A 20,630-nucleotide genomic window follows, 5' to 3' on the forward strand; every position below is an offset into this window, starting at 1 on the left:
GCTTTCAATATGACCAAGGTCGGTCAATTCATCACCACATTCCTCATCGGATTGTTCATCATCGCCCTGGGCGCGATGATTGCGCTGTCGAGCATGCGTGAGCAGCCACCCGTGGAGCGCACCCTAGAAAGCGCTGTCGACTCCCTCGATAAGACCAACTTGACTGTCAGCGCCGTCGCTCCGAGCGAGGTTCTGGGCCGTAACTGGCAGGGCATGACCACCATCTGCGCTGGCACCAAGTTGGATGAGATCAAGAAGATGTACGGCATCGACCCGCAAGCCTTGGGCATTGATGAAGACGTCGACGCGGACACCAACTACTTCGTTGCCATCGGCGGCAACAATGAGTTCTACGCAGAGAAGCTCAACCGCGAAAAGATCGACCTGTGCCCGACGGGCCAGCCGTTGCAGCCTGCTGCCACCCAGTCTCTGCTGCCATTTATCAAGGAAGGCGATACCTGGAAGCTGGGCGCCTAATGCTGGTTTTAAGCATTGATACCGCAACGACTGACCTGGTTACCGGTGTAGTAGATACCGAATCCGGTGCGGTCAGCGAGCGGATTATCACCGATACCCGCGCGCATAACGAGCAGTTGATTCCCACCATCCAGCGCCTGCTGGAGGAAAAGGGAATGGGCTTTGCCGATTTGGACGCAATTGTCGTGGGGTGTGGCCCGGGCCCGTTTACGGGTTTGCGCGTAGGTATGGCCACCGCATCCGCGCTTGGCGACGCCCTCGGTATCCCGGTCCACGGCGTCTGCTCCCACGACGCCATCGCTGCCGAACACGGCGCGGATAGGCGCATCCTCGTGGCAACCGATGCACGGCGTAAGGAAATCTACTGGGCGACCTATGCAGAAGGCGTGCGGGTGGAAGGCCCGGGCGTCGTCAAGCCGGGCGAGATAGCCGTGGAGGTGGAAGCGGTAGTTATCCCAGGTAACCTGGTTGGAAAGCTGCCCGAGGCCCTGCAGGCGCTGCCGCACGTGGTGGCGAATCCCCGCCCGGCCGGTTTGGTTGCCGTCGCCGACCTTTCCGCGACGCCTGCTCCGTTGACCCCGCTGTACCTGCGTCGTCCAGACGCCGTGCCGCCGAAGCCGAAGCCGCGCTCAGCCGCCCTTCCCGACATTTCCGGGCTAAATCTGTGAAGCTGCGCGAACTAACCGCCGCCGATGCGCAGCGCTGCGCGGAGCTGGAGAAAGTGCTTTTTGCAGGGGAAGGGCCGTGGCCGGCGGAGGCTTTCGTGCAGGAAATCGCACACGGCCACACCTTTTATCTAGGGGTGGAAGACGAGGATGTATTGGTTGGTTATGCCGGCATCGGCATGATGGGACCTGTCACCGACCCGGAATTCGAAATTCATACCATCGGCGTCGATCCCGCGATGCAGCGCCGTGGGGCGGGCAGGATGATGATGGATAACATCGTCTACATCGCTGACCTGAAAGATGCCCCGGTTTTTCTCGAGGTTCGTGTGGGCAACGATCCCGCCATTTCCATGTACGAAGCCTACGGTTTTATAAAGACCGGCATCCGCCGCAATTACTATCAACCTTCAGGCGCGGACGCGCACACCATGTTCCGCCCGCGTAAAAGCGAAAGGACCGCGAAGTGAAAATCCTCGGAATCGAGTCTTCCTGCGACGAAACCGGTGTAGGAATCATCGAGCTGGACGCGGATGGCCATATGGAAATCCTGGCTGACAGCGTTGCCTCGTCGATGCAGCAGCACGCTCGCTTCGGCGGCGTGGTTCCGGAGATCGCCTCGCGTGCCCACCTGGAGGCTATGCCGCAGGTGATGCGCGCAGCACTGGAGGAGGCGGGGATTTCCAAGCCGGATGCCGTTGCCGCGACGGTGGGGCCGGGCCTGGCGGGTGCCTTGCTGGTGGGCGCTTCCGCGGCGAAGGCCTATGCGGCTGCCTGGGGCGTGCCTTTCTACGGCGTCAATCACTTGGGCGGGCACGTAGCTGTGGCCAACCTCGAAGGTGAACAGCTGCCGCACGCAGTGGCTCTGTTGGTCTCCGGCGGCCACACCCAGCTGCTTGAGGCCCAGGCGGTGGGAAAGCCCATGAAGGAATTGGGCAGCACGCTTGACGACGCCGCCGGCGAAGCCTACGACAAAGTCTCCCGCCTTTTGGGTCTGGGCTATCCGGGAGGGCCGGTCATCGACAAGCTGGCGGCGCAAGGCGAGGCCAACATCGACTTTCCGCGGGGCCTTTCGCGTGCGGAGGATCTGCGCGGCGTGCATCGCCATGACTTTTCTTTCTCCGGTTTGAAGACCTCCGTGGCGCGGTACGTGGAAAAGGCGGAGAAGGAAGGACGCGTCGTATCCATCGAGGATATTTGCGCTTCCTTCCAGGAGGCCGTGGCGGATGTGCTGACCGCGAAGGCCGTGCGGGCCTGCCAGGACACCGGCGCCAAGGTGCTGCTGCTGGGCGGTGGCGTGGCTGCGAATTCGCGCCTGCGGCAGCTGGCGGCCAAGCGTTGCGAATCGGCGGGCATCGAACTGCGGGTGCCGCGTTTTAAGCTGTGCACCGACAACGGCGTGATGATTGCGGCCGTAGCGGCGCAGCTCATTCATGAAGGGGCGGAGCCTTCCGGCCTGGCCTGCGGCACCGATACCCAGCTCGAAGTGGAAGTCCCGCTCGTTAGCGCAAACTAACGTTCACCAAAAGTTTGCTTTCCTCCGGATGCGGGGTGGTTAAGGCGGCGGTAATGTGCGGAAACGATATTGCCCTACTGGCTATTGAAGGAGCCTTACCCCGTCATGACCATCGGTTTTCTCGTTAATTCAGATCTGACCCGCCGCAAGATCGAATTCGATCTTGAGCACGCCAACCAGTTCTTGGGCGGCACCACCGAAGACCGCGTCGCCGTCGTGTTCCAAGACGACGGTTCCACCTATGCCGCGCTTTTTAACCCCAATGCCAAGGCTGAGGGCGCGGAGCCGAATCCGGTTGCCTCCCTGGCGCGCAATGCTGCCGATACCGGTAACTCGGCATTCCTGCAGGACCCAATCCGCGCTATTAGCGGTCCGGTCATCTTCGTCGAAGCAGAAGGTGAGTCTGAGAACTTCGGCGAGGTCATCGAGGCAGTCGAGCACGGTATTCGTGCCGTTCGCAATTACCGCGAAGACTACCCAGAAGAATATGGCCTCTGGCGCGCGGCAGTCATCAATTCTGAAAAGTCCGTCTAAGTTTTATAGGCTTCGCCGCGCCTCCGGAGTTTGTTGAGGGTTAGCAGTCGCAAGGGTAGAGTGCTAGGAAGGTTGTTTGACCCACAGTTGTTCACCCGCGACGACGGCTGTGCTGGACATCCACAACCGGCACATACAACTAACTGATTCAAATTTCGGAGGAATCACCATGGCAAACATCAAGCCACTTGAGGACAAGGTTCTCGTCCAGATCGTAGAAGCAGAAACCACCACCGCTTCCGGCCTGGTTATCCCAGACTCCGCTAAGGAAAAGCCGCAGGAGGCTACCGTCATCGCCGTCGGCCCAGGCCGCACCAATGACAAGGGCGAGGTCGTTCCGGTCGGAGTCAACGAGGGCGACACCGTAATCTTCTCCAAGTACGGCGGCACCGAGCTGAAGTACGACGGCCAGGAGTACCTCCTGCTGTCCGCACGTGACCTGCTCGCAGTCATCGAGAAGTAGGCCTTCATGTCAAAGCTGATTGCATTTGACCAGGAAGCTCGCGAGGGCATCCAGCGCGGCGTTGACACGCTTGCTGACGCAGTCAAGGTCACCCTCGGTCCCCGCGGCCGCAACGTTGTGCTGTCCAAGGCCTTCGGCGGCCCCACCGTCACCAACGACGGCGTGACCATCGCCCGTGACATCGACATCGAGGAGCCTTTTGAGAACCTCGGTGCACAGCTGGTGAAGTCCGTGGCCGTGAAGACCAACGACATCGCCGGTGACGGCACCACCACCGCAACTTTGCTCGCCCAGGCGCTTATCTTCGAGGGCCTGCGCAACGTTGCCGCTGGTGCCAACCCAGTTGAGCTAAACCGCGGTATCGCTGCGGCGGCGGAAAAGACCGTTGAAGAGCTGATGAAGCGTGCAACGCCGGTGAACTCGGCGTCGGAAATCGCGCAGGTGGCAACCGTTTCCTCCCGTGACCCAGAGGTCGGCGAGATGGTCGCCGGCGCCATGGACAAGGTGGGCAAGGACGGCGTTGTAACCGTCGAGGAGTCCCAGTCCATCGAGTCCTCCGTGGACGTAACCGAGGGCATTTCCTTCGACAAGGGCTACCTTTCTCCGTACTTCGCTACGGAAGAAGAGACCTACAACGCAGTGCTTGACGACGCAGCCATCCTCCTCGTCCGCAACAAGATCTCCTCTCTGCCGGACTTCCTGCCGCTGCTGGAGAAGATTGCTGAGTCGTCGCGTCCTACCTTGATCATCGCGGAAGATGTGGAAGGCGAGCCGCTGCAGGCACTCGTTGTTAACTCCATCCGCAAGGTGCTCAAGGTTGCCGCAGTGAAGGCCCCGTACTTCGGCGAGCGCCGCAAGGGCTTCATGGATGACCTGGCTGTTGTCACCGGCGCCACCGTTGTGGATCCTGAGGTAGGCATCAACTTGAACGAGGTTGGCCTCGAGGTGCTGGGCTCTGCCCGCCGCGTGACGGTTTCCAAGGAAGACACCGTCATCGTTGACGGCGCTGGCGAAGCTAGCGCTGTGGAAGAGCGTCGCGAGCAGCTGCGCCGCGAAATCGAGCGCACCGATTCCACCTGGGATCGCGAGAAGCTCGAGGAGCGTCTGGCGAAGCTCTCCGGCGGCGTTGCCGTCATCCGCGTCGGTGCTGCTACCGAGACCGAGGTCAACGAGCGCAAGCTGCGCGTCGAGGACGCCATCAACGCTGCCCGCGCGGCCGTCGATGAGGGCGTCATCGCAGGCGGCGGTTCCGCACTCGTGCAGATCTCCAAGGAACTGGAAAAGTTTGCCGAGGAGTTCGAGGGCGAGGCCAAGACCGGCGTGCTCTCCGTATCCCGCGCGCTGACCCGCCCGGCTTACTGGATTGCGCAGAACGCTGGCCTGGACGGCTCCGTCATTGTTGACCACGTTTCCGAACTCGAGAACGGCCACGGCTTCAACGCCGCCACCCTGGAGTACGGCAACCTGCTGGAGCAGGGCATCATTGACCCAGTTAAGGTCACCCACTCCGCAGTGGTTAACGCCACCTCTGTTGCCCGCATGGTTCTGACCACCGAGGCATCCGTAGTGGAAAAGCCAGCTGAGGAAGAAGCTCCCGCTGCTTCTCATGGCCATCACCACTAATTTTTAGCCGCGAATCACCCCGGGTCTCCCACGTGGAGGCCCGGGGTTTCGTCTTAGGATGGCTAGGTGCACAATCAAGAATTCATCCGCGTTGTCGGCGCGCGCGATAATAATCTCAAAGAGATAAGCGTCGATATCCCTAAGCGGAAACTCACCGTGTTCACCGGTGTCTCTGGTTCTGGCAAGTCCTCTCTCGTATTCGGAACCATCGCTGCAGAATCTCAGCGGCTTATCAACGAGACCTACCCGGGTTTCGTGCAGGGCTTTATGCAATCCCAGGCCCATCCCGACGTCGACGAGCTCAGCGGCCTTACCGCCGCCATTGTGGTGGGGCAGGAGCGGATGGCAGCCAACTCGCGTTCCACTTTCGGTACCGCAACGGATATCACCGGCGCTCTGCGCGTGCTTTTCTCGCGCATTGCCTCTCCGCGCGTGGGCGGCCCGGCGGCGTATTCCTTCAACGTTCCTTCCGCAAGCGGGCAGGGTGCCATCGAGGTCAACGGCGTGAAAGAGGTTCGCCGCTTCGAGCGCACGGGCGGAATGTGCCCGACCTGCGAGGGCACGGGCCGTGCCTCGCAAATCGACCTGAAAGAAGTCGTGGACGAGTCCTTGAGCCTCAACGACGGCGCCATCTTGTATCCCGGCATGAAAGTCGGATCTTGGCTGTGGAAGGCCTACGCAGAGTCGGGCTTGTACCCGGCAGATAAGCCGGTCAAGGATTTCACCGAGGAGCAAAAGCACGCGCTGTATTACCTGAGCGACGTCAAGACCAAAATCAACGGCATCAACATGAGCTACCAAGGTCTTGTTGTGCGCTTGCAGGCCTCCGTGCTGTCGAAGGACAAAGATAGCCTCCAAAAACATATGAAGGCCTTCGTGGAACGCGCAGTGGTCTTTGCGGATTGTCCCGACTGCGGCGGCACACGTCTGGCGCAGCATGCCCGCGAATCTTTTATTGCGGGCAAGTCCATCGCCGACGTCTCCGACATGGAGCTTGCAGAGCTCGACGAGTGGCTTTCTGCCATCGACGCCCCGTCCGCCGCGCCGCTGCTGGCCTCGATTAGGCGCTCGGTGGCTAATGCGGTGGAAATCGGCTTGGGCTACCTTACCTTGAGTCGTGCCACGGGCATGCTCTCAGGCGGCGAGGCGCAGCGCACCCGAATGGTCCGTCACTTGGGCTCCGCGCTTACCGACGCCACCTATGTCTTCGACGAGCCCACCGCCGGCCTGCACCCGCATGATATCGCCCGGATGAATAAACTCCTGCTGCAGCTGCGCGATAAGGGAAACACCGTTCTCGTGGTGGAGCATAAACCGGAGACCATCGCTATTGCCGATTACGTCGTCGACTTAGGGCCCCGCGCTGGCAGCCAGGGTGGGGAAGTGGTCTTTACCGGTTCCGTCGATAAACTGCGCGAGGCGGATACCTTAACCGGCCGCCACCTAGCGGACCGCGCCCAGTTCAAGGAAGAAACTCGCACTCCTTCGGGCGCCATCGAAATCCATAACGCCCAGCGCAACAACCTACGCGGCATCGACGTAGACATCCCGCTCGGGGTGCTCAGCGCGATTACCGGCGTGGCCGGTTCCGGTAAGTCCTCGCTTTTGGCGTGCCTGCCAGAAGAAGTCCAAGAACGCATCTTCTTCGTCGACCAAACCCCGATCAAAGGCTCGCGTCGCTCCAACCCCGCGACGTATACCGGCGCGTTGGACTCCATCCGCAAGGCGTTTGCGAAGGCGAACAGTTTTGAAAGCGACGTCGTCAAGCCTGCCCTGTTTTCTGCGAACTCCGAAGGCGCGTGCCCAAATTGCAATGGTGCGGGAGTCATCTACGTGGAATTCGGATTCATGGACGGCGCTGACGTGCCGTGTGAGGTCTGTGAAGGCAGGCGCTTTTCCGAAGACGTGCTGCGTTACGAGCTAGGCGGCAAAAACATCGCCGACGTATTGGAAACGCCAGCTGCTGAGGCTGCGGCTTACTTCGCGGAAAATAAAGTTGCCGCTGCGAAGAAGGTCTGTGAGATCCTGGTCGCCGTGGGGCTGGGATATATCACCTTGGGCCAACCACTCAACACTCTTTCCGGCGGTGAGCGTCAGCGCCTGAAATTGGCCGTCCACATGGCGGACAAGAAGGCGCAGGCTGATGTTTTGGTGTTGGATGAGCCATCGACGGGCTTGCACTTGGCGGACGTCGATAAGCTGCTCGAATTCCTCGACCACCTGGTCGAGGAAGGCAACACCGTGGTGTGCGTGGAACACCACCTAGCTGTGGTCGCACACGCGGACCACATCATTGATTTAGGCCCCGGGGCAGGCTCCGCAGGTGGCGGGTTGGTTGCCGCATGCAGCCCTCGCGAACTCGCCGGCAACGCCTCCTCTGTGACTGGGCGTTACCTCGCTGAATATGTGGCCTAAACGGTGACCGTAGCGCGGGTGCGCAAAGCAGCCACGCGCTCGGATTCGCTCATGCCGCCCCACACGCCGTACGGTTCCGCGGAACTTAGCGCATGCTCGCGGCATAGCTCGAGGACCGGGCAGGACTGACAAATTGCCTTAGCGCGGTTCTCACGTTGGGCGCGAGCGCGGCCACGCTCGCCGTCTGGGTGATAAAACACGTCCGAATTCTCTCCTCGGCATGCACCCTGCAGCTGCCAATCCCAAAAGTCAGCGTTAGGGCCGGGAAGTGAATGGGGCTGAGACATGTTCAAAACTCCTTTAGTAAATACCCTGCGCGCATGAATTCGCACAATGGAGGAATAAGACGATATAGAAGTTTCGACGCACGTGGTAAACGAATGGTTACCGGATTGTTTCCCCTATATGGATTCTTTACGCGGAGGGCATTTTTAGCGGGTCTGAACTGCACGAACAGCAAAGGTAAACGGTGTATGAACTTTTGGCGCGCCGGGAGTAAAAGGATATAAATCCACCCGAACGGGCTAGGGTGTAAGAACCAAGGCGAAAACTAAAACAGTAAACCCCAAGGAAAGCCCCAAGGAAAAACAGTGAGCGATACCGATAAAGAGCTAGCGGACCTCGTGCCGCTAGCTGCTGACGGCAGCCGTCGCGCACTCCAGAAGATCATGCGGATTATCCACCCGCAGGTGCTGCGCTACTGCCGCGCACGCATCGGCGGCGGGCGCCAACCCACGCCAGAAGATGTCACGCAGGAAATCTGCCTCGCTGTTGCCACATCCATCGACTCTTACGAGGACAAAGGCCGCCCGTTCATGGCCTACGTCTATGGCATTGCCTTCAACAAGGTCACCGATGCGCACCGCGCCATGGGTCGAGACCACTCCAACCCCGCCGAGGAAGTCCCGGAAAGCGCGGCCAAAGACGCAAATCCAGAGGAATCTGCGCTGGTCACGGATGGTAGTAACAGAGTGCGGGAGTTGCTCGATACATTAAGTGACAAAGCTCGAGACATAGTCATCTTGCGCGTGTTCGTGGGCCTTACAGCCGAGGAGACTGCGGAAATCGTGGAATCTACACCGGGTGCGGTACGCGTGGCGCAGCATCGAGCATTGGCACAACTGCGCAAGGCTATCGGCGCCTCTGGTCAATAGCGCAAGCGCGTATCTTCTCAAATCTCATATGTCCATATCTCATTCAAGGAAGGGAGGCCATCATGGCGAAGAAGGATGAGCCACAGCTCAATATCTCTGAGCAACTGCAGCCTTTGGTCGACGATGACGCATTCCTGACTAGCCTTTCTCAGGGCCAGGACCCTTCTGCTGGGGAAGACGAGTTGGCGGGCTTGCTTCTCGAGCTGCGTGACGACGTCGAAAAGCAAATGCCGCCAGCTCCGGTTATCGAAGGCGCCGACGAGGAAGCTGAGGTTATCTCTCTGGCCGCGGCCTCCAAGAGGCGTCGTTCGCGGCCTTTCGTCAACGGCCTAATTGGTGCAGCGGCGGCGACCTTGGTCATTGCCGGTACTGGTACTGCCGTCTACAACGCAGGCCCTGGTTCTCCGCTCTACGACGTGCACAAGTCCATGTTTGGCAGCTCGGATGCTTCCTCCGTGGAGCTTGCAGGCACGCTCGAGGAAATGGACCGTCGTTCCGCAAATGGCGACATGGCCGGCACTCGCGAATTGCTTAATGAAGCGCGCCGTATCATCGACGAATCACGCAACTCGCAGCCGGAGCCTACCTCCGCGGAAAAGCCCTCGGCCACGCCGGCTACCAAGCCATTCCCCGCAGCGCGTTCTACGGTAACTGCGACGGAGACCCTGGAAAAGGAAGTCCCAGCATCTAGCCCAGAGCCAGCGCCGGTAACCGTAACGGAATACCAGACCATCACCTCTACGGTTGTGGCTCCGGATACGCCCTCGCAGGAAACTGGCGAGCAGACCGAACCAACTTCAGTCGCCACGGACACCGCTGAGGGCCAAGGCCCTGATGGTTACCTCGGCGAAAACCAGCAGCAGTAAACCAGCAGTATTAAAAAATTCCCTGCCTCACAGCGAGGTAGGGAATTTCTTTTTAACGGGCGTCTAGGCCGTCCATGTAGCCGAGCGCATAATCCCACGGAACATAGCGCGTGGGGTCCGGCTGCGCGCCTGGCTCGTGTACCGGGGCGAGTTCGCCGTCCAAAGTGGCGCGCATGTTTGCAGCCATGATGTCCCACTCGTAGAAGTGGTTTTCTTCGCAATCCTCGCACAGAAAGAAGATGCCGTCGATTCCGCGCGGGCCCAGCACGCGTGCGAATTCCTGCACCAAGGCGAGGTCGTGGATGATAGCCAAGCGTTCTTCCTCGGACAAAGGTATGACCTGCTCGTCTTCCTCCAGGAAGGAAGCGGGATCATTGGGATCGTCTGCGAATGGGTCGCGTGGCATATTGGCGAAGAAGTTCACCTTTGCGAGCCTATAAACTTCTACCCCCTTTAGGCAATTCCTCATAGGGGCTTGCATACCTTTCTTACGGGGCGGCCCGGCTACCATTCGGGGTGCTTTAAGCACTACAGTTGTGGTTACCGCGAAACCATCTTGGCCTTATTTAAGGAGTGTCCTTAACCCATGAGCGATAATCACATTCTCACCGGCGGCGATGACCCAAACAAGGTAGCCCTGTACGGCTTGACTTTTGATGACGTTCTGCTGCTGCCGGCAGAATCCAACATCGTTCCGTCCGAGGTGGATACCTCGGCGCAGTTCACCCGCAACATTCGTCTCGGCGTTCCGCTGGCTTCTGCCGCCATGGATACCGTTACCGAGGCGCGCATGGCAATCGCCATGGCACGCCAGGGCGGTATCGGCGTCCTGCACCGCAACCTGTCCACTGAGGATCAGGCAACCCAGGTGGAAATCGTCAAGCGCTCTGAGTCAGGCATGGTGACGGACCCTGTTACCGCTAGCCCGGATATGACCATCCAGGAAGTCGACGAGCTGTGCGCACGCTTCCGCATTTCTGGCCTGCCGGTCGTCGATGACAAAGGCACCTTGCTGGGCATTTGCACCAACCGCGATATGCGTTTCGAGCCGGACTTCGGCCGCAAAGTCTCCGAGATCATGACCCCTATGCCGCTGGTTGTGGCCAAGGAGGGCGTGGCCAAGGAGGAGGCGCTGGCGCTGCTTTCTTCCAACAAGGTTGAGAAGCTTCCTATCGTCGATGATGACAACAAGCTGGTTGGTCTGATCACGGTCAAGGACTTCGTAAAGACCGAGCAGTTCCCGAACTCCTCCAAGGATTCCTCCGGACGACTGCTGGTGGCAGCGGGTATCGGCACGGGTGAGGAATCCTATGCTCGTGCAGGCGCGCTTGTCGACGCCGGCGTTGACGTCCTCGTCGTCGACTCCGCTCACGCGCACAACAACCGCGTGCTGGAGATGGTTTCCCGTGTACAGAAGGACTTCGGCTCCAAGGTCGACGTCGTAGGCGGCAACCTCGCTACCCGCGAGGCGGCGAAGGCCATGATTGAGGCCGGCGCGGACGCTATCAAGGTCGGCATCGGCCCAGGCTCCATCTGCACCACCCGCGTCGTCGCGGGTGTTGGTGCTCCGCAGATTACGGCCATCATGGAAGCTGCGGCGGTGGCTGGTCCAGCTGGCGTGCCGGTCATTGGCGATGGCGGCATGCAGTACTCCGGCGACGTCGCCAAGGCATTGGCTGCCGGTGCAGATACCGTCATGCTGGGCTCCATGTTTGCAGGCACCACCGAGGCGCCTGGCGATATCGTCGTGGTCCAGGGCAAGCAATACAAGCGCTACCGCGGCATGGGCTCCATGGGCGCTATGCAGGGCCGCGGCCTTACCGGCGAGAAGCGCTCCTACTCCAAGGACCGCTACTTCCAGGCCGACGTTAAGAGCGAGGACAAGCTGGTTCCGGAGGGCGTCGAGGGTCGCGTTCCTTTCCGCGGTGACATCGATGCCATTGTGCACCAGCTCATCGGCGGCCTGCGCGCTTCCATGGGCTACACCGGTTCGGCCACCATCGAGGAGCTGAAGACCAAGCGCTTCGTCCAGATCACCGCGGCGGGCCTGAAGGAATCTCACCCGCACCACCTGCAGCAGATCATCGAAGCTCCGAACTACCGCTAAACGAATCTTTCGAGGAAAGAGAACATGCGCGATTACGTTGAAATCGGTATCGGCCGTGAGGCACGCCGTACTTACGATCTTGATCAGATCTCCTTGGTCCCTACCCGCCGTACCCGTTCTTCTAAAGACGTCGACACCACTTGGAACATCGACGCCTATACCTTCGATACCCCGCTGGTTTCCCACCCAACCGACGCGTTGGCTACGCCCGAGTTCGTCATCGAGATGGGCAAGCAGGGCGGCTTGGGCGTCATCAACGCGGAGGGCCTGTGGGGCCGTCACGCGGACCTAGAGGCAGCCTTGGCGAAGGTCACCGAGAATCCTTTTGACCTTTCCACGCTGCAGGAGCTGCATGCAGCGCCGCTGAATGAGGAGCTGTTGTCAGAGCGCATCGCACAGGTGCGTGACTCCGGCGTGACCGTGGCGGTGCGTGTTTCGCCGCAGCGCGCGCGGGAATTGGCACCGGTGGTCATCAAGGCGGGTGCTGAGATCCTGTTCATCCAGGGCACGTTGATTTCCGCGGAGCACGTCCAGCAGGGCGGGGAGCCGCTGAACTTGAAGGAGTTCATCGGTTCCATCGATACGCCAGTTATCGCTGGCGGCGTGGCTGATTACACCACCGCATTGCACCTGATGCGTGCTGGCGCTGCCGGCATCATCGTGGGCTCTGGCGTTAATACCAACGCCGAGACCGTGGGCATCGATGTGCCGATGGCAACCACCATTGCCGACGTCGCTGCCGCTCGCCGCGACTACCTCGACGAGACCGGCGGCCGCTACGTGCACGTGCTTGCCGACGGCGACATCTACACCTCCGCTGACATCGCCAAGGCGATTGCCTGCGGCGCTGATTCTGTGGTCTTGGGCCCGGTTTTGGCCCGCGCTGCAGAGGCAGGCGGAAAGGGCTACTACTGGCCGTCGACGGCTGGCCACCCGCGTTTCCCACGCGGCGTCATCGAGGCTGCGGACATGGACCTCATCGCGGCAGGATACGCGCCGTTATCGGAGCCGGAGCAGGTTTCGCTCGAGGTCATCTTGCACGGCCCGTCTAATGAGCCACACGGCCAGCTGAATCTGGTCGGTGGGCTCAAGCGTGCGATGGCTAAGTGCGGCTACACGGATCTGAAGTCTTTCCAGAAGGTTGGCCTGGCAGTACGCTAACCGACCTTTGCCCGACTGCGGCGGTGTGCCTTCCTTGGCACCCGTCGCAGTTTCGGTTTTGTGCCGCGCGCAAGCACCATCGTCTGTAGTACCGAGGCCATGATAATCAGCGCGATGGCCGCGTAGAAGAAGCCGTTCATCATGCCCAGCGAGAGTCCGAGCGCGGCTGCGGCGAGCCACTGCTCGCGGTCCCAGGTGCCGCCGTCGTCGAAAAGCTGCACTGCGAGCGCCGCACCGAGCTGCAACGCCTCGGAACCGTAACCGCAGTGGCGGAAGCTTTGCGGTACACGTACTCCGCTATCTCGCAGCAACTCGCGCACTGCGAACGTGACGTCGGGCGGCGTATCCGGCTTACCGAGCAAGGTGAGATTTTGGCAGAATATGCAGGTCGAATGCTTGCGCTTTCCGACGAAGCGGAGTCCCGCGTCCTCGCCTCGACCTCACTCGTGCGCGGAACTATCCGAGTGACGAGTTTTCAGACGGCAACGTCCGCGCCGCTTTAACCACGGCAACGCAGCACGCGCTCGCCCGCGCGCCAGAGCTCGAAGTGTAGCGGCCACCGCTTCCCACAACGAACTGGGGTACCCGTATTTAAAGGCGGTTCAATGGGCTAGACTGTAGCGCGTGACTAACCCAACCACTACTCCGCGTCCAGTCCTCGTTGTGGACTTTGGCGCTCAGTACGCGCAGCTCATCGCACGTCGCGTCCGTGAGGCCAACATCTACTCCGAGGTTGTTCCCAACTCTGCCACCGTGGAAGAAATCAAGGCCAAGAATCCGGTCGCTCTGATTCTCTCCGGCGGCCCGTCTTCTGTTTATGCGGACGGCGCTCCTTCTCTGAAGCCCGAGCTGCTTGAGCTGGGCATCCCGGTCTTCGGCATCTGCTACGGCTTCCAGGCTATGACCCAAGCGCTCGGCGGCAAGGTCGCCTCGACTGGCTCTCGTGAATACGGCCGCACCGACGTCAACGTTTCCGGCGGCGTCCTGCACCAGGGCCTCGAGGCCACACACAAGGTGTGGATGTCCCACGGCGACTCTGTCTCCGAGGCTCCGGAAGGCTTCGAGGTTACTGCCTCCTCGGCGGGTGCGCCGGTGGCGGCTTTTGAGTGCCTTGAAAAGCGCATGGCAGGCGTGCAGTACCACCCAGAGGTACTGCACTCGCCGCACGGCCAGGAAGTGCTTACCCGCTTCCTCACCGAGGTCGCAGGCCTCGAGCAGAACTGGACCGCAGACAACATTGCGGAGCAGCTCATCGCTGATATCCAGAAGCAGGTTGGTCCGGAAGGCCGCGCCATCTGCGGCCTGTCCGGCGGAGTGGACTCCGCTGTGGCTGCCGCGTTGGTGCAGCGCGCTATCGGTGACCGTCTGACCTGTGTCTTCGTCGACCATGGCCTGCTGCGCGCGGGTGAGCGTGAGCAGGTGGAGAAGGACTTCGTGGCGTCGACAGGCGCAAAGCTCGTCACCGCAGACGAACGCGAGGCGTTCCTTGCCAAGCTCGCCGGCGTTACCGAGCCGGAGGCCAAGCGTAAGGCAATCGGTGCGGAGTTTATCCGTTCCTTCGAGCGTGCTGTTGCAGGCGTGCTTAACGACGCCCCCGCAGGTTCCTCCGTTGACTTCCTCGTCCAGGGCACGCTGTACCCGGACGTCGTGGAGTCCGGCGGCGGTGACGGTACGGCGAACATCAAGTCCCACCACAACGTGGGCGGCCTGCCTGACGACGTCGAGTTTGAGCTCGTCGAGCCGCTGCGTCTGCTGTTCAAGGACGAGGTGCGTGCCGTGGGCCGCGAGCTGGGCTTGCCCGAGGAAATCGTGGCGCGCCAGCCGTTCCCGGGCCCGGGCCTGGGCATCCGCATCATCGGCGAGGTTACTGAAGAGCGTTTGGAGACCTTGCGCGAGGCAGACCTCATCGCACGTACCGAGTTGACCAATGCTGGCCTAGACGGTGAGATCTGGCAGTGCCCGGTGGTACTGCTTGCCGACGTCCGCTCCGTCGGCGTTCAAGGCGACGGCCGCACCTACGGCCACCCAATCGTGCTGCGTCCGGTGTCTTCTGAGGATGCCATGACCGCAGACTGGACCCGCCTGCCTTATGACGTGTTGGAGAAGATCTCCACCCGTATCACCAACGAGGTCAAGGACGTCAACCGCGTGGTCTTGGATTGCACCTCCAAGCCGCCAGGAACCATCGAGTGGGAATAATCCCGCCCGCCCCGCAGCGCCTCGCCGATCTCGGCGGGGCGCTGTGCGCGTTTTAGAGGAATTCGGCGCGAAACGCCTGCCAGTCGGCCTCGTTCTGGTCGGCATAGGCCCGCGCAAACCGGGCGGCGGAGCGCTCGAAGGCGGTACCTTTACCCAGATAACCCGCGATGGCTAGTCGGTCACCGGTCCGGGCGTGGGCGCGGGCGAGCGTGACGGCGGAGAGCACGGCGACCGCGTTGAGTTCCTCGGCGCTGAGGTCATCGAGATCGATGGAACCCTTGCCATTCCAAAGTTGGCGCACGTAAAAGTGGTGGTCGCCCACCTGCGTCCAGCCGAGCAGGATATCCGCCGTCGCCTGGATGGCGTGCTGGCCCTCGATGACGCGCTGACCATGATGAGCGTACTCGCTTGCCGGGAGATAGGGGGCGAGTGCTGACGGCCGCGCCTCCTTGATTTGCAGCACAAGCGGGTCGTGCTCGCCGTTGCCCTCGAACACCACCATCCACGCACGCAAGCCCACGCTGCCCACGCCCACGACCTTCATCGCTGCATCCTGGTAGCGGTACTGACGCAGCAAGCTGGCTCGCTCTGGTGCGAGCGTGGCGAGATAGGAGCTCAGCGCTTCGCGCACGACGGCATCGGCAAGCTCGCGCTCGGGGCCTTCCACGAGATCACGCAGCGGCACGAGCACCGGCGGATCCGAGATAATGCGGCGTTGCCCGTCGACGACCTCTGTGAGCTTGCCCACCGCACGCTGGCTGTCCTTGGCACGGGCCTTCGCGATGAGCTTGCGCACGCTCTTGACGGACTTCTTGCCCAGTCGTCCACCGAATTCATCGAGTGTCGCCTCCATCTCGAAGCGTGTGTACCACACGTCGAGGTTGCCCATGTCCGCGAAACGAGACATTGCCCGGTGGTAGGCGGCAACGGTGGACTCGACAAGCTCCTCCGGATCAAAGCCTCGCTCGCGCGCGCAAATTTCCACGCTGGTCACCAGTCGCGCAACGTCCCATTCCCAGGGACCGGGCAACGTCTCATCGAAATCGTTGAGGTCGAAGACCGTGCGCCGATCCGGCGCAGAGAAGAGCCCGAAGTTCGAGATATGCGCGTCTCCGCAGGCCTGGACCGTGATGCCCGAGGTAGCCAACGACGCGAGGTCCGCCGCCATAATCGCCGCTCCGCCGCGGTAGAACGCGAACGCCGACTCCCCCATCCGCGCGTAGCGCAGCGGCAGCAGCTCCGCGACGCGCGCCGGAGCCTGCGCGTGGATGATACCCAAAGGGTCGCGGTCCTCGGCAGGCTGCCACGAGCCGAGGGTACGGCGCGGGGTGTGCTTGCGGGCTGCTTTGCCGGCAGCGCGGCGTTCGGCAGGAGTATGTTGTGGCTTCACGTCGAATCAGCCTAGTCGCGAACGAGCGCCTCGTAGAGTTCGCGCGTGGGCGCCGCGGCGTGCGGGCCGGGGGCATCGGTAAGCGAGATGGACACGCGGTTTGGGCGGAGCCTGGACACATGGGTGCTAAACGCCAGCAGCGGGGAGTGGGCGAGGAGCTCGGTGCGCAGTTCATCGCGAAGTGCGCGGTGCCCATCCCGGCAGCCGCAAGCCCGAGCATTTGCGTGAGAATCTCGCCGCCGCCGACATCGTGCTCACCGCTAACGAGGTCACTGACATCGATGCGGCCCTCGACGCCACCGCCATGTCCGACGTTTTCGGCGGCACGAAAAACTAAAACGGCATGTCGAATGACCCGCCTTTCGGGGCGGGTTGTCGTTTGTGGGGGTTAGTCCACGGTGCAGAGGTAGCGCTTGCCGTAGGGCGTGACGTACCAGTAATTGCCCTTGGCATCGTGGGTATACGAATCCCCGTCGGCCTTGCGTCCGTTATGGAACCGGCACAGCGGCACAAGGTTCGCGACGTTCGTGTCGCCGCCCTTGTTCCGCGGGATGAAATGGTCACGCTCGCACAACAGAGCCGGGGTCACACATCCCGGGTGAATACACTGCGGATGCAGCGCGAACGCCATGAGTGTTTGCTTCTCGTTGAAGATCGGCGTCGACTTAAAGCAATCCACCGGCTCACCCCAATCAGTCACCAACGTAACGTAGCCGACCTCCGCCAACTTCTCCTGCACAAGCAAACGAGCCGGGCGCACCGTGCCATCCGTGGCACGAATGAGCTTGCCCTCGGCGAGGTACTCCTCATGCTCGTCGAGACGAATAACTACGTGCGCAGCACGGGCTGGGGCCTGAATTTGTTCTCCGTCGGCGACGAACTGTTTGAACCCGTCGAGCAGGTCGTCGCCGGGCAGCGCGCTGAGCATGTCCATCAGCCACGGGTCTTGGGTGTTAATCACCAAACGGTGCCAGCCGTCTTTGCCATAGGTATGGCGGGCGGACTCCACGCGGGTTTTCGGCTTGGCAAGACTCGCGCCGACCTCATCGAGCTTGGTCTCCGCGGTTCCACACAAGGTGATGCGGGCGGCGTTAGGGTCGTCGCAGCGCGCGGCGAGCACCTCGATGCGGGCGAGCACGCGCAGGCTGTGGCCGGCAGCGCGGGCGGCTTTGCGGGCCTCGGCGATGCCTTTGGGCTTAGTGCGCCAATAGACGGCGGCCAAGGGGTGGATGAACGTGGCGTCGGCGAGCGTCAGGCCGCGGTCGCGGAGTTCAGCCACGGTGAGGCCGGCGGCTTCCTTGAGAGAATCGACGCCGAGAGCAAGGGCATCGAAGATGGAGACGGTCATGCCACGGAGGTTAAGGAGGCGTCGGAAAGCCTGCAACCGATTGTCCAATGTATTTGTCGAACAGGGGTATTCGAACAGGGGTAGACCTAGAGTTGGGCGATGGAGGCGCAGAGCGCGTCGACGTCCTCGTCGCGCGTGGACCAGGACGTGCAGAAACGCACCGCGCGTAGGCCGTCGTGTTCCTCGAAGAACTGGCAGACGTACTTGCTCGAGAGCCCGGCCTCCTGGGCCGGGGTGTTGACCTGCGTGCCGCCCACCATGAAGTACACGGCTGCGGCGGGCGCGAGCACGGAGAGGACGGCGGGATGGGCGGTTTCGTTGTAGTCGTTGCCGAAATGAATGATGCAGCCAGGCTACTCGTAGCGCAGCGCCTCAATCGGGTCGAGTTTTGCCGCCTTGCCGGCGGGGTAGTAGCCGAAGAAGAGCCCGATGGCGAGCGCGAAGAGCAACGAGACCACAATCGCGCCGAGCGGCGGGAACACGAAGTAGCCCATGAGCGATGAGCCGATCATGCCTGCCACAGAGCCGAGCACCACGCCGATGAGCCCGCCGATGAGACACACGATGATGGCCTCCGTCACGAACTGCAGGCGGATGTCACCCCGCCGCGCGCCGAGCGCCTTGCGCACGCCAATCTCGCGTGTGCGCTCCGTGACGGTAATCAGCATGATGTTCATAACTCCGATGCCGCCGACGAGCAGCGAGATCCCGCCGATCGCCGCAATCGCCGCGGACAACGCCGTGAGCAGCTGGTTGAGGCTCGCGAGGTCCTTGCTGAAGTCGGTGACCTCGACGCGGTAGTCCTCGTTGTCGGCGTACATCGAGTCGAAGGCCGCTTGGAGTCGCGCGCCGAGCGCGGCCTTGTCCGTGCCGGGCGCCGCGCGCAGGGACACGGAGGAAAAGGCCTCGCCGGCTAAAGGGGCATCGGAAAGCTGGGCAGCGAGAGTATAGGGCACGAGCGCGTATTCGGCCTCGCCGCCACCGATGAGCGCGCCGGTGTCGGGGGTGTCGTAGACGCCGATGACGGTGAGCTCCAGATCCGTGCCGTCGAGCGGGGCAAAATTCAGTGTCTGGCCCACCGGGTCGGCGTCGCCGAAGAGCTCGGTGGCGGTCGTGGCGGAGAGCATGGTCACGGCACGGTCGGCCGCGATGTCGTCGTCCGTGAGCGCGCGGCCGGTGCGGACGGTGAACTGCGAGGCCGTCACGTAGTCCGGGTTGGTTGGTTTCACCATCACCGCTGAGCTTTCCGATGCCCCCTCCAACTCCAGGTCGCCCGGATACGTGTCGGATTCGCCGATGATGACGCTCTCGACGTCGGGCGCGAGTGCCGTGCGAACCTGCTCGAGCTGTTCGGGGGTGAGGAGGGAATCGGGGTCGTCGACGGAGGATTCGACGTGGTAGTCGGTCTCGCCTTCGTCGGTGCGTTCCTTGACCTGGACCTGGAAGTTATTGGCGCCGACCTTGTCGAGGTCAGAGGTGAACTGGCCCTTGAGCGCGGAGCCGAGGGTGAGGATCGCGATGACGGCGGCAATGCCGATGATGACGCCCAGCAGCGTGAGTAGCGAGCGCATCTTGTTGGTGCGCAGCGAGGTGAGCGCCATGCGCAGGGATTCGGTGAGATTCATTTCAGCACCCCGTCCGTCATGGTTACGGTGCGCGAGCACTCGGCGGCAAGCTCCGGGTTGTGGGTAATAAACACGATGGAGGTGCCGCGCTCGCGGTTGAGCTCGTGGAAGAGGTCCATGACGAGGCGGCCGGTCTGGGAGTCAAGGGCACCGGTGGGCTCGTCGGCGAGGATGACCTCCGGGTTGTTGGCGAGCGCGCGGGCGATGGCGACGCGTTGCTTCTGGCCGCCGGAGAGCTCGTTGGGCAGGTGGCTGGCGCGCTCGGACATGCCTACGAGGTCGAGGAGCTCGGCGGCGCGGCGGGCGCGTTCGCGGCGGGGCACGCCGGCGTAGACCATGGGCATCTCCACGTTGGCGAGTGCGGTGATGCGGCCGATGAGGTTGAAGTTCTGGAAGACGAAGCCAAGCTTGTCGGCGCGCAGGCGGGCGAGCGCGTCATCGTCGTAGGTGGAGACGTCCTCACCGCCGAGGAAGTACTCGCCTGCGGTGGGGCGGTCGAGCAGCCCAATGATGTTCATGAGCGTGGATTTGCCGGAGCCGGACTGGCCAATGACGGCGACGAACTCGCCGGGCTCCATCTGAAAGTCGCAGCCGGGCAGGACGGTGATTTCGGCATCGGTGCCTTCGTTAAAGCGCTTGACGATGCCTCGCATGTCGATGAGGCTCATTTCTCTCCGCTCGCTGCGTCGGGCAGGGATGCCTGTTGGCCTACGTCGCCTTCGTGGGCCGCGCCCTGGGTGAGTACGCGGTCGCCGCGGTGGAGGCCAGAGGTGACGGCGGCTTCGAAATCGGTGCGGGTGCCCAATTTCACGTCGCGGCGCTCGATGGTGCCGGAGTCGGAAACGACGAGCACGGCTTTGTCGCCATCGATGAGCGCGCTGAGCGGAACCGTCAGCGCGTCTTTGTCCTCGTGCGTGACGACCTTGACCTTTGCCGTGGAACCTAAACGCAGGCCTTCGCGGTTGCCGTCCACGCGGACTTCGATGGGGAACTCGGCCTTCCCCGAACCCGTGCCGGTGCCGCTCGCCGCCGGTGCGGAGGCCCCGGAGCCGGCGGCCTCGGCGGGCGCGGCGGGGGCGGCGGGGGG

At 62.1% G+C, this 20,630-nt stretch carries 23 protein-coding genes and 1 pseudogene; 15 read left to right on the forward strand and 9 right to left on the reverse strand.

Translation table 11 applies throughout. The features are described 5' to 3' along the window. The first annotated feature begins 9 nt into the window (after positions 1-9). The 8 genes from HMPREF3158_RS06855 (at position 10) to HMPREF3158_RS06890 (ending at position 7,693) form a co-directional block, all read left to right on the forward strand. The gene (locus HMPREF3158_RS06855; RefSeq protein ID WP_061920600.1) at positions 10-477 is read left to right on the forward strand and encodes a hypothetical protein; all 468 of its coding nucleotides are present in this window, start codon (positions 10-12) and stop codon (positions 475-477) included. Next, a complete protein-coding gene (gene tsaB / locus HMPREF3158_RS06860; protein WP_070497812.1) occupies positions 477-1,145 on the forward strand; it encodes a tRNA (adenosine(37)-N6)-threonylcarbamoyltransferase complex dimerization subunit type 1 TsaB in 669 nt (222 codons plus the stop codon). The genes HMPREF3158_RS06855 and tsaB overlap by 1 nt, the downstream gene beginning before the upstream one ends. After that, positions 1,142-1,612, forward strand: a complete 471-nt coding sequence (gene rimI, locus HMPREF3158_RS06865) for a ribosomal protein S18-alanine N-acetyltransferase (RefSeq protein WP_062035824.1) — start codon at positions 1,142-1,144, stop codon at positions 1,610-1,612. Before tsaB ends, rimI begins: the two co-directional genes overlap by 4 nt. Next, positions 1,609-2,658 (forward strand): tRNA (adenosine(37)-N6)-threonylcarbamoyltransferase complex transferase subunit TsaD, encoded by a 1,050-nt coding sequence (gene tsaD, locus HMPREF3158_RS06870; RefSeq protein WP_062035823.1) that lies wholly within the window; start codon positions 1,609-1,611, stop codon positions 2,656-2,658. The genes rimI and tsaD overlap by 4 nt, the downstream gene beginning before the upstream one ends. Positions 2,659-2,763: 105 nt before the next feature. Next, positions 2,764-3,192 (forward strand): hypothetical protein, encoded by a 429-nt coding sequence (locus HMPREF3158_RS06875; protein ID WP_070497814.1) that lies wholly within the window; start codon positions 2,764-2,766, stop codon positions 3,190-3,192. 163 nt (positions 3,193-3,355) lie between these two features. After that, positions 3,356-3,655, forward strand: coding sequence for a co-chaperone GroES (gene groES, locus HMPREF3158_RS06880; protein ID WP_269465448.1), 300 nt, complete (start codon positions 3,356-3,358; stop codon positions 3,653-3,655). Positions 3,656-3,661: 6 nt separating this feature from the next. Beyond that, the gene (gene groL, locus HMPREF3158_RS06885; RefSeq protein ID WP_062035821.1) at positions 3,662-5,278 is read left to right on the forward strand and encodes a chaperonin GroEL; all 1,617 of its coding nucleotides are present in this window, start codon (positions 3,662-3,664) and stop codon (positions 5,276-5,278) included. Positions 5,279-5,344: 66 nt separating this feature from the next. Beyond that, the gene (locus tag HMPREF3158_RS06890) at positions 5,345-7,693 is read left to right on the forward strand and encodes an ATP-binding cassette domain-containing protein (RefSeq protein WP_070497816.1); all 2,349 of its coding nucleotides are present in this window, start codon (positions 5,345-5,347) and stop codon (positions 7,691-7,693) included. Here HMPREF3158_RS06890 and HMPREF3158_RS06895 read toward each other — a convergent pair. Next, the gene (locus HMPREF3158_RS06895; protein ID WP_061920616.1) at positions 7,690-7,980 is read right to left on the reverse strand and encodes a WhiB family transcriptional regulator; all 291 of its coding nucleotides are present in this window, start codon (positions 7,978-7,980) and stop codon (positions 7,690-7,692) included. The genes HMPREF3158_RS06890 and HMPREF3158_RS06895 overlap by 4 nt on opposite strands. Positions 7,981-8,283: 303 nt before the next feature. On the opposite strand from HMPREF3158_RS06895, the gene HMPREF3158_RS06900 reads away from it, so the two are divergent. Then, positions 8,284-8,847 carry a sigma-70 family RNA polymerase sigma factor gene (locus tag HMPREF3158_RS06900; RefSeq protein WP_061920618.1) on the forward strand — a complete coding sequence of 188 codons (564 nt, stop codon included), beginning with the start codon at positions 8,284-8,286 and terminating at the stop codon, positions 8,845-8,847. 62 nt (positions 8,848-8,909) lie between these two features. Then, positions 8,910-9,713: a hypothetical protein gene (locus HMPREF3158_RS06905; protein WP_210385628.1), complete on the forward strand. Its 804-nt coding sequence runs from the start codon at positions 8,910-8,912 to the stop codon at positions 9,711-9,713. A gap of 52 nt (positions 9,714-9,765) precedes the next feature. On the opposite strand, the gene HMPREF3158_RS06910 is transcribed toward HMPREF3158_RS06905, so the two are convergent. Further along, the gene (locus tag HMPREF3158_RS06910) at positions 9,766-10,137 is read right to left on the reverse strand and encodes a DUF5319 domain-containing protein (RefSeq protein ID WP_070432349.1); all 372 of its coding nucleotides are present in this window, start codon (positions 10,135-10,137) and stop codon (positions 9,766-9,768) included. A gap of 162 nt (positions 10,138-10,299) precedes the next feature. On the opposite strand from HMPREF3158_RS06910, the gene guaB reads away from it, so the two are divergent. Then, the gene (gene guaB / locus HMPREF3158_RS06915; protein ID WP_062042188.1) at positions 10,300-11,820 is read left to right on the forward strand and encodes an IMP dehydrogenase; all 1,521 of its coding nucleotides are present in this window, start codon (positions 10,300-10,302) and stop codon (positions 11,818-11,820) included. Between the two features lie 24 nt (positions 11,821-11,844). Continuing rightward, entirely contained in the window at positions 11,845-12,981 is a 1,137-nt protein-coding gene (locus HMPREF3158_RS06920) for a GuaB3 family IMP dehydrogenase-related protein (RefSeq protein ID WP_070432348.1), read from the forward strand. Here the strand turns inward: HMPREF3158_RS06920 and HMPREF3158_RS13385 are convergent. Further along, a complete protein-coding gene (locus HMPREF3158_RS13385; RefSeq protein WP_201054702.1) occupies positions 12,978-13,292 on the reverse strand; it encodes a hypothetical protein in 315 nt (104 codons plus the stop codon). The genes HMPREF3158_RS06920 and HMPREF3158_RS13385 overlap by 4 nt on opposite strands. A gap of 60 nt (positions 13,293-13,352) precedes the next feature. Between HMPREF3158_RS13385 and HMPREF3158_RS13265 the strand changes: the two genes are divergently transcribed. Both HMPREF3158_RS13265 and guaA read left to right on the forward strand, forming a co-directional pair. Continuing rightward, the gene (locus HMPREF3158_RS13265; RefSeq protein ID WP_256374585.1) at positions 13,353-13,484 is read left to right on the forward strand and encodes a hypothetical protein; all 132 of its coding nucleotides are present in this window, start codon (positions 13,353-13,355) and stop codon (positions 13,482-13,484) included. 121 nt (positions 13,485-13,605) lie between these two features. Then, on the forward strand, positions 13,606-15,180 hold the full coding sequence (gene guaA, locus HMPREF3158_RS06930; RefSeq protein ID WP_062042179.1) for a glutamine-hydrolyzing GMP synthase: 1,575 nt from the start codon (positions 13,606-13,608) through the stop codon (positions 15,178-15,180). Between the two features lie 52 nt (positions 15,181-15,232). Here the strand turns inward: guaA and HMPREF3158_RS06935 are convergent, their stop codons facing one another. Next, positions 15,233-16,570 carry a DUF2252 domain-containing protein gene (locus tag HMPREF3158_RS06935; RefSeq protein WP_070432347.1) on the reverse strand — a complete coding sequence of 446 codons (1,338 nt, stop codon included), beginning with the start codon at positions 16,568-16,570 and terminating at the stop codon, positions 15,233-15,235. A gap of 181 nt (positions 16,571-16,751) precedes the next feature. On the opposite strand from HMPREF3158_RS06935, the gene HMPREF3158_RS12950 reads away from it, so the two are divergent. Further along, positions 16,752-16,907 carry a hypothetical protein gene (locus HMPREF3158_RS12950; RefSeq protein WP_168161755.1) on the forward strand — a complete coding sequence of 52 codons (156 nt, stop codon included), beginning with the start codon at positions 16,752-16,754 and terminating at the stop codon, positions 16,905-16,907. Between the two features lie 51 nt (positions 16,908-16,958). Here the strand turns inward: HMPREF3158_RS12950 and HMPREF3158_RS06940 are convergent, their stop codons facing one another. From HMPREF3158_RS06940 to HMPREF3158_RS12955, 5 genes and pseudogenes are all read right to left on the reverse strand, one after another. Further along, positions 16,959-17,966 carry an HNH endonuclease signature motif containing protein gene (locus tag HMPREF3158_RS06940; protein WP_141741017.1) on the reverse strand — a complete coding sequence of 336 codons (1,008 nt, stop codon included), beginning with the start codon at positions 17,964-17,966 and terminating at the stop codon, positions 16,959-16,961. A gap of 38 nt (positions 17,967-18,004) precedes the next feature. Beyond that, a complete protein-coding gene (locus HMPREF3158_RS13035; RefSeq protein ID WP_061920637.1) occupies positions 18,005-18,208 on the reverse strand; it encodes a hypothetical protein in 204 nt (67 codons plus the stop codon). Between the two features lie 63 nt (positions 18,209-18,271). Further along, a complete protein-coding gene (locus tag HMPREF3158_RS06950) occupies positions 18,272-19,543 on the reverse strand; it encodes an ABC transporter permease (protein ID WP_070497818.1) in 1,272 nt (423 codons plus the stop codon). Next, on the reverse strand, positions 19,540-20,211 hold the full coding sequence (locus HMPREF3158_RS06955) for an ABC transporter ATP-binding protein (RefSeq protein WP_061920640.1): 672 nt from the start codon (positions 20,209-20,211) through the stop codon (positions 19,540-19,542). The genes HMPREF3158_RS06950 and HMPREF3158_RS06955 overlap by 4 nt, the downstream gene beginning before the upstream one ends. After that, a pseudogene (locus HMPREF3158_RS12955) lies at positions 20,208-20,630 on the reverse strand (hypothetical protein); the annotation flags it as partial. The pseudogene HMPREF3158_RS12955 and the gene HMPREF3158_RS06955, both read right to left, overlap by 4 nt.

It is taken from the genome of Corynebacterium sp. HMSC06G04, from assembly GCF_001807365.1.
Lineage (GTDB): Bacteria > Actinomycetota > Actinomycetes > Mycobacteriales > Mycobacteriaceae > Corynebacterium > Corynebacterium simulans.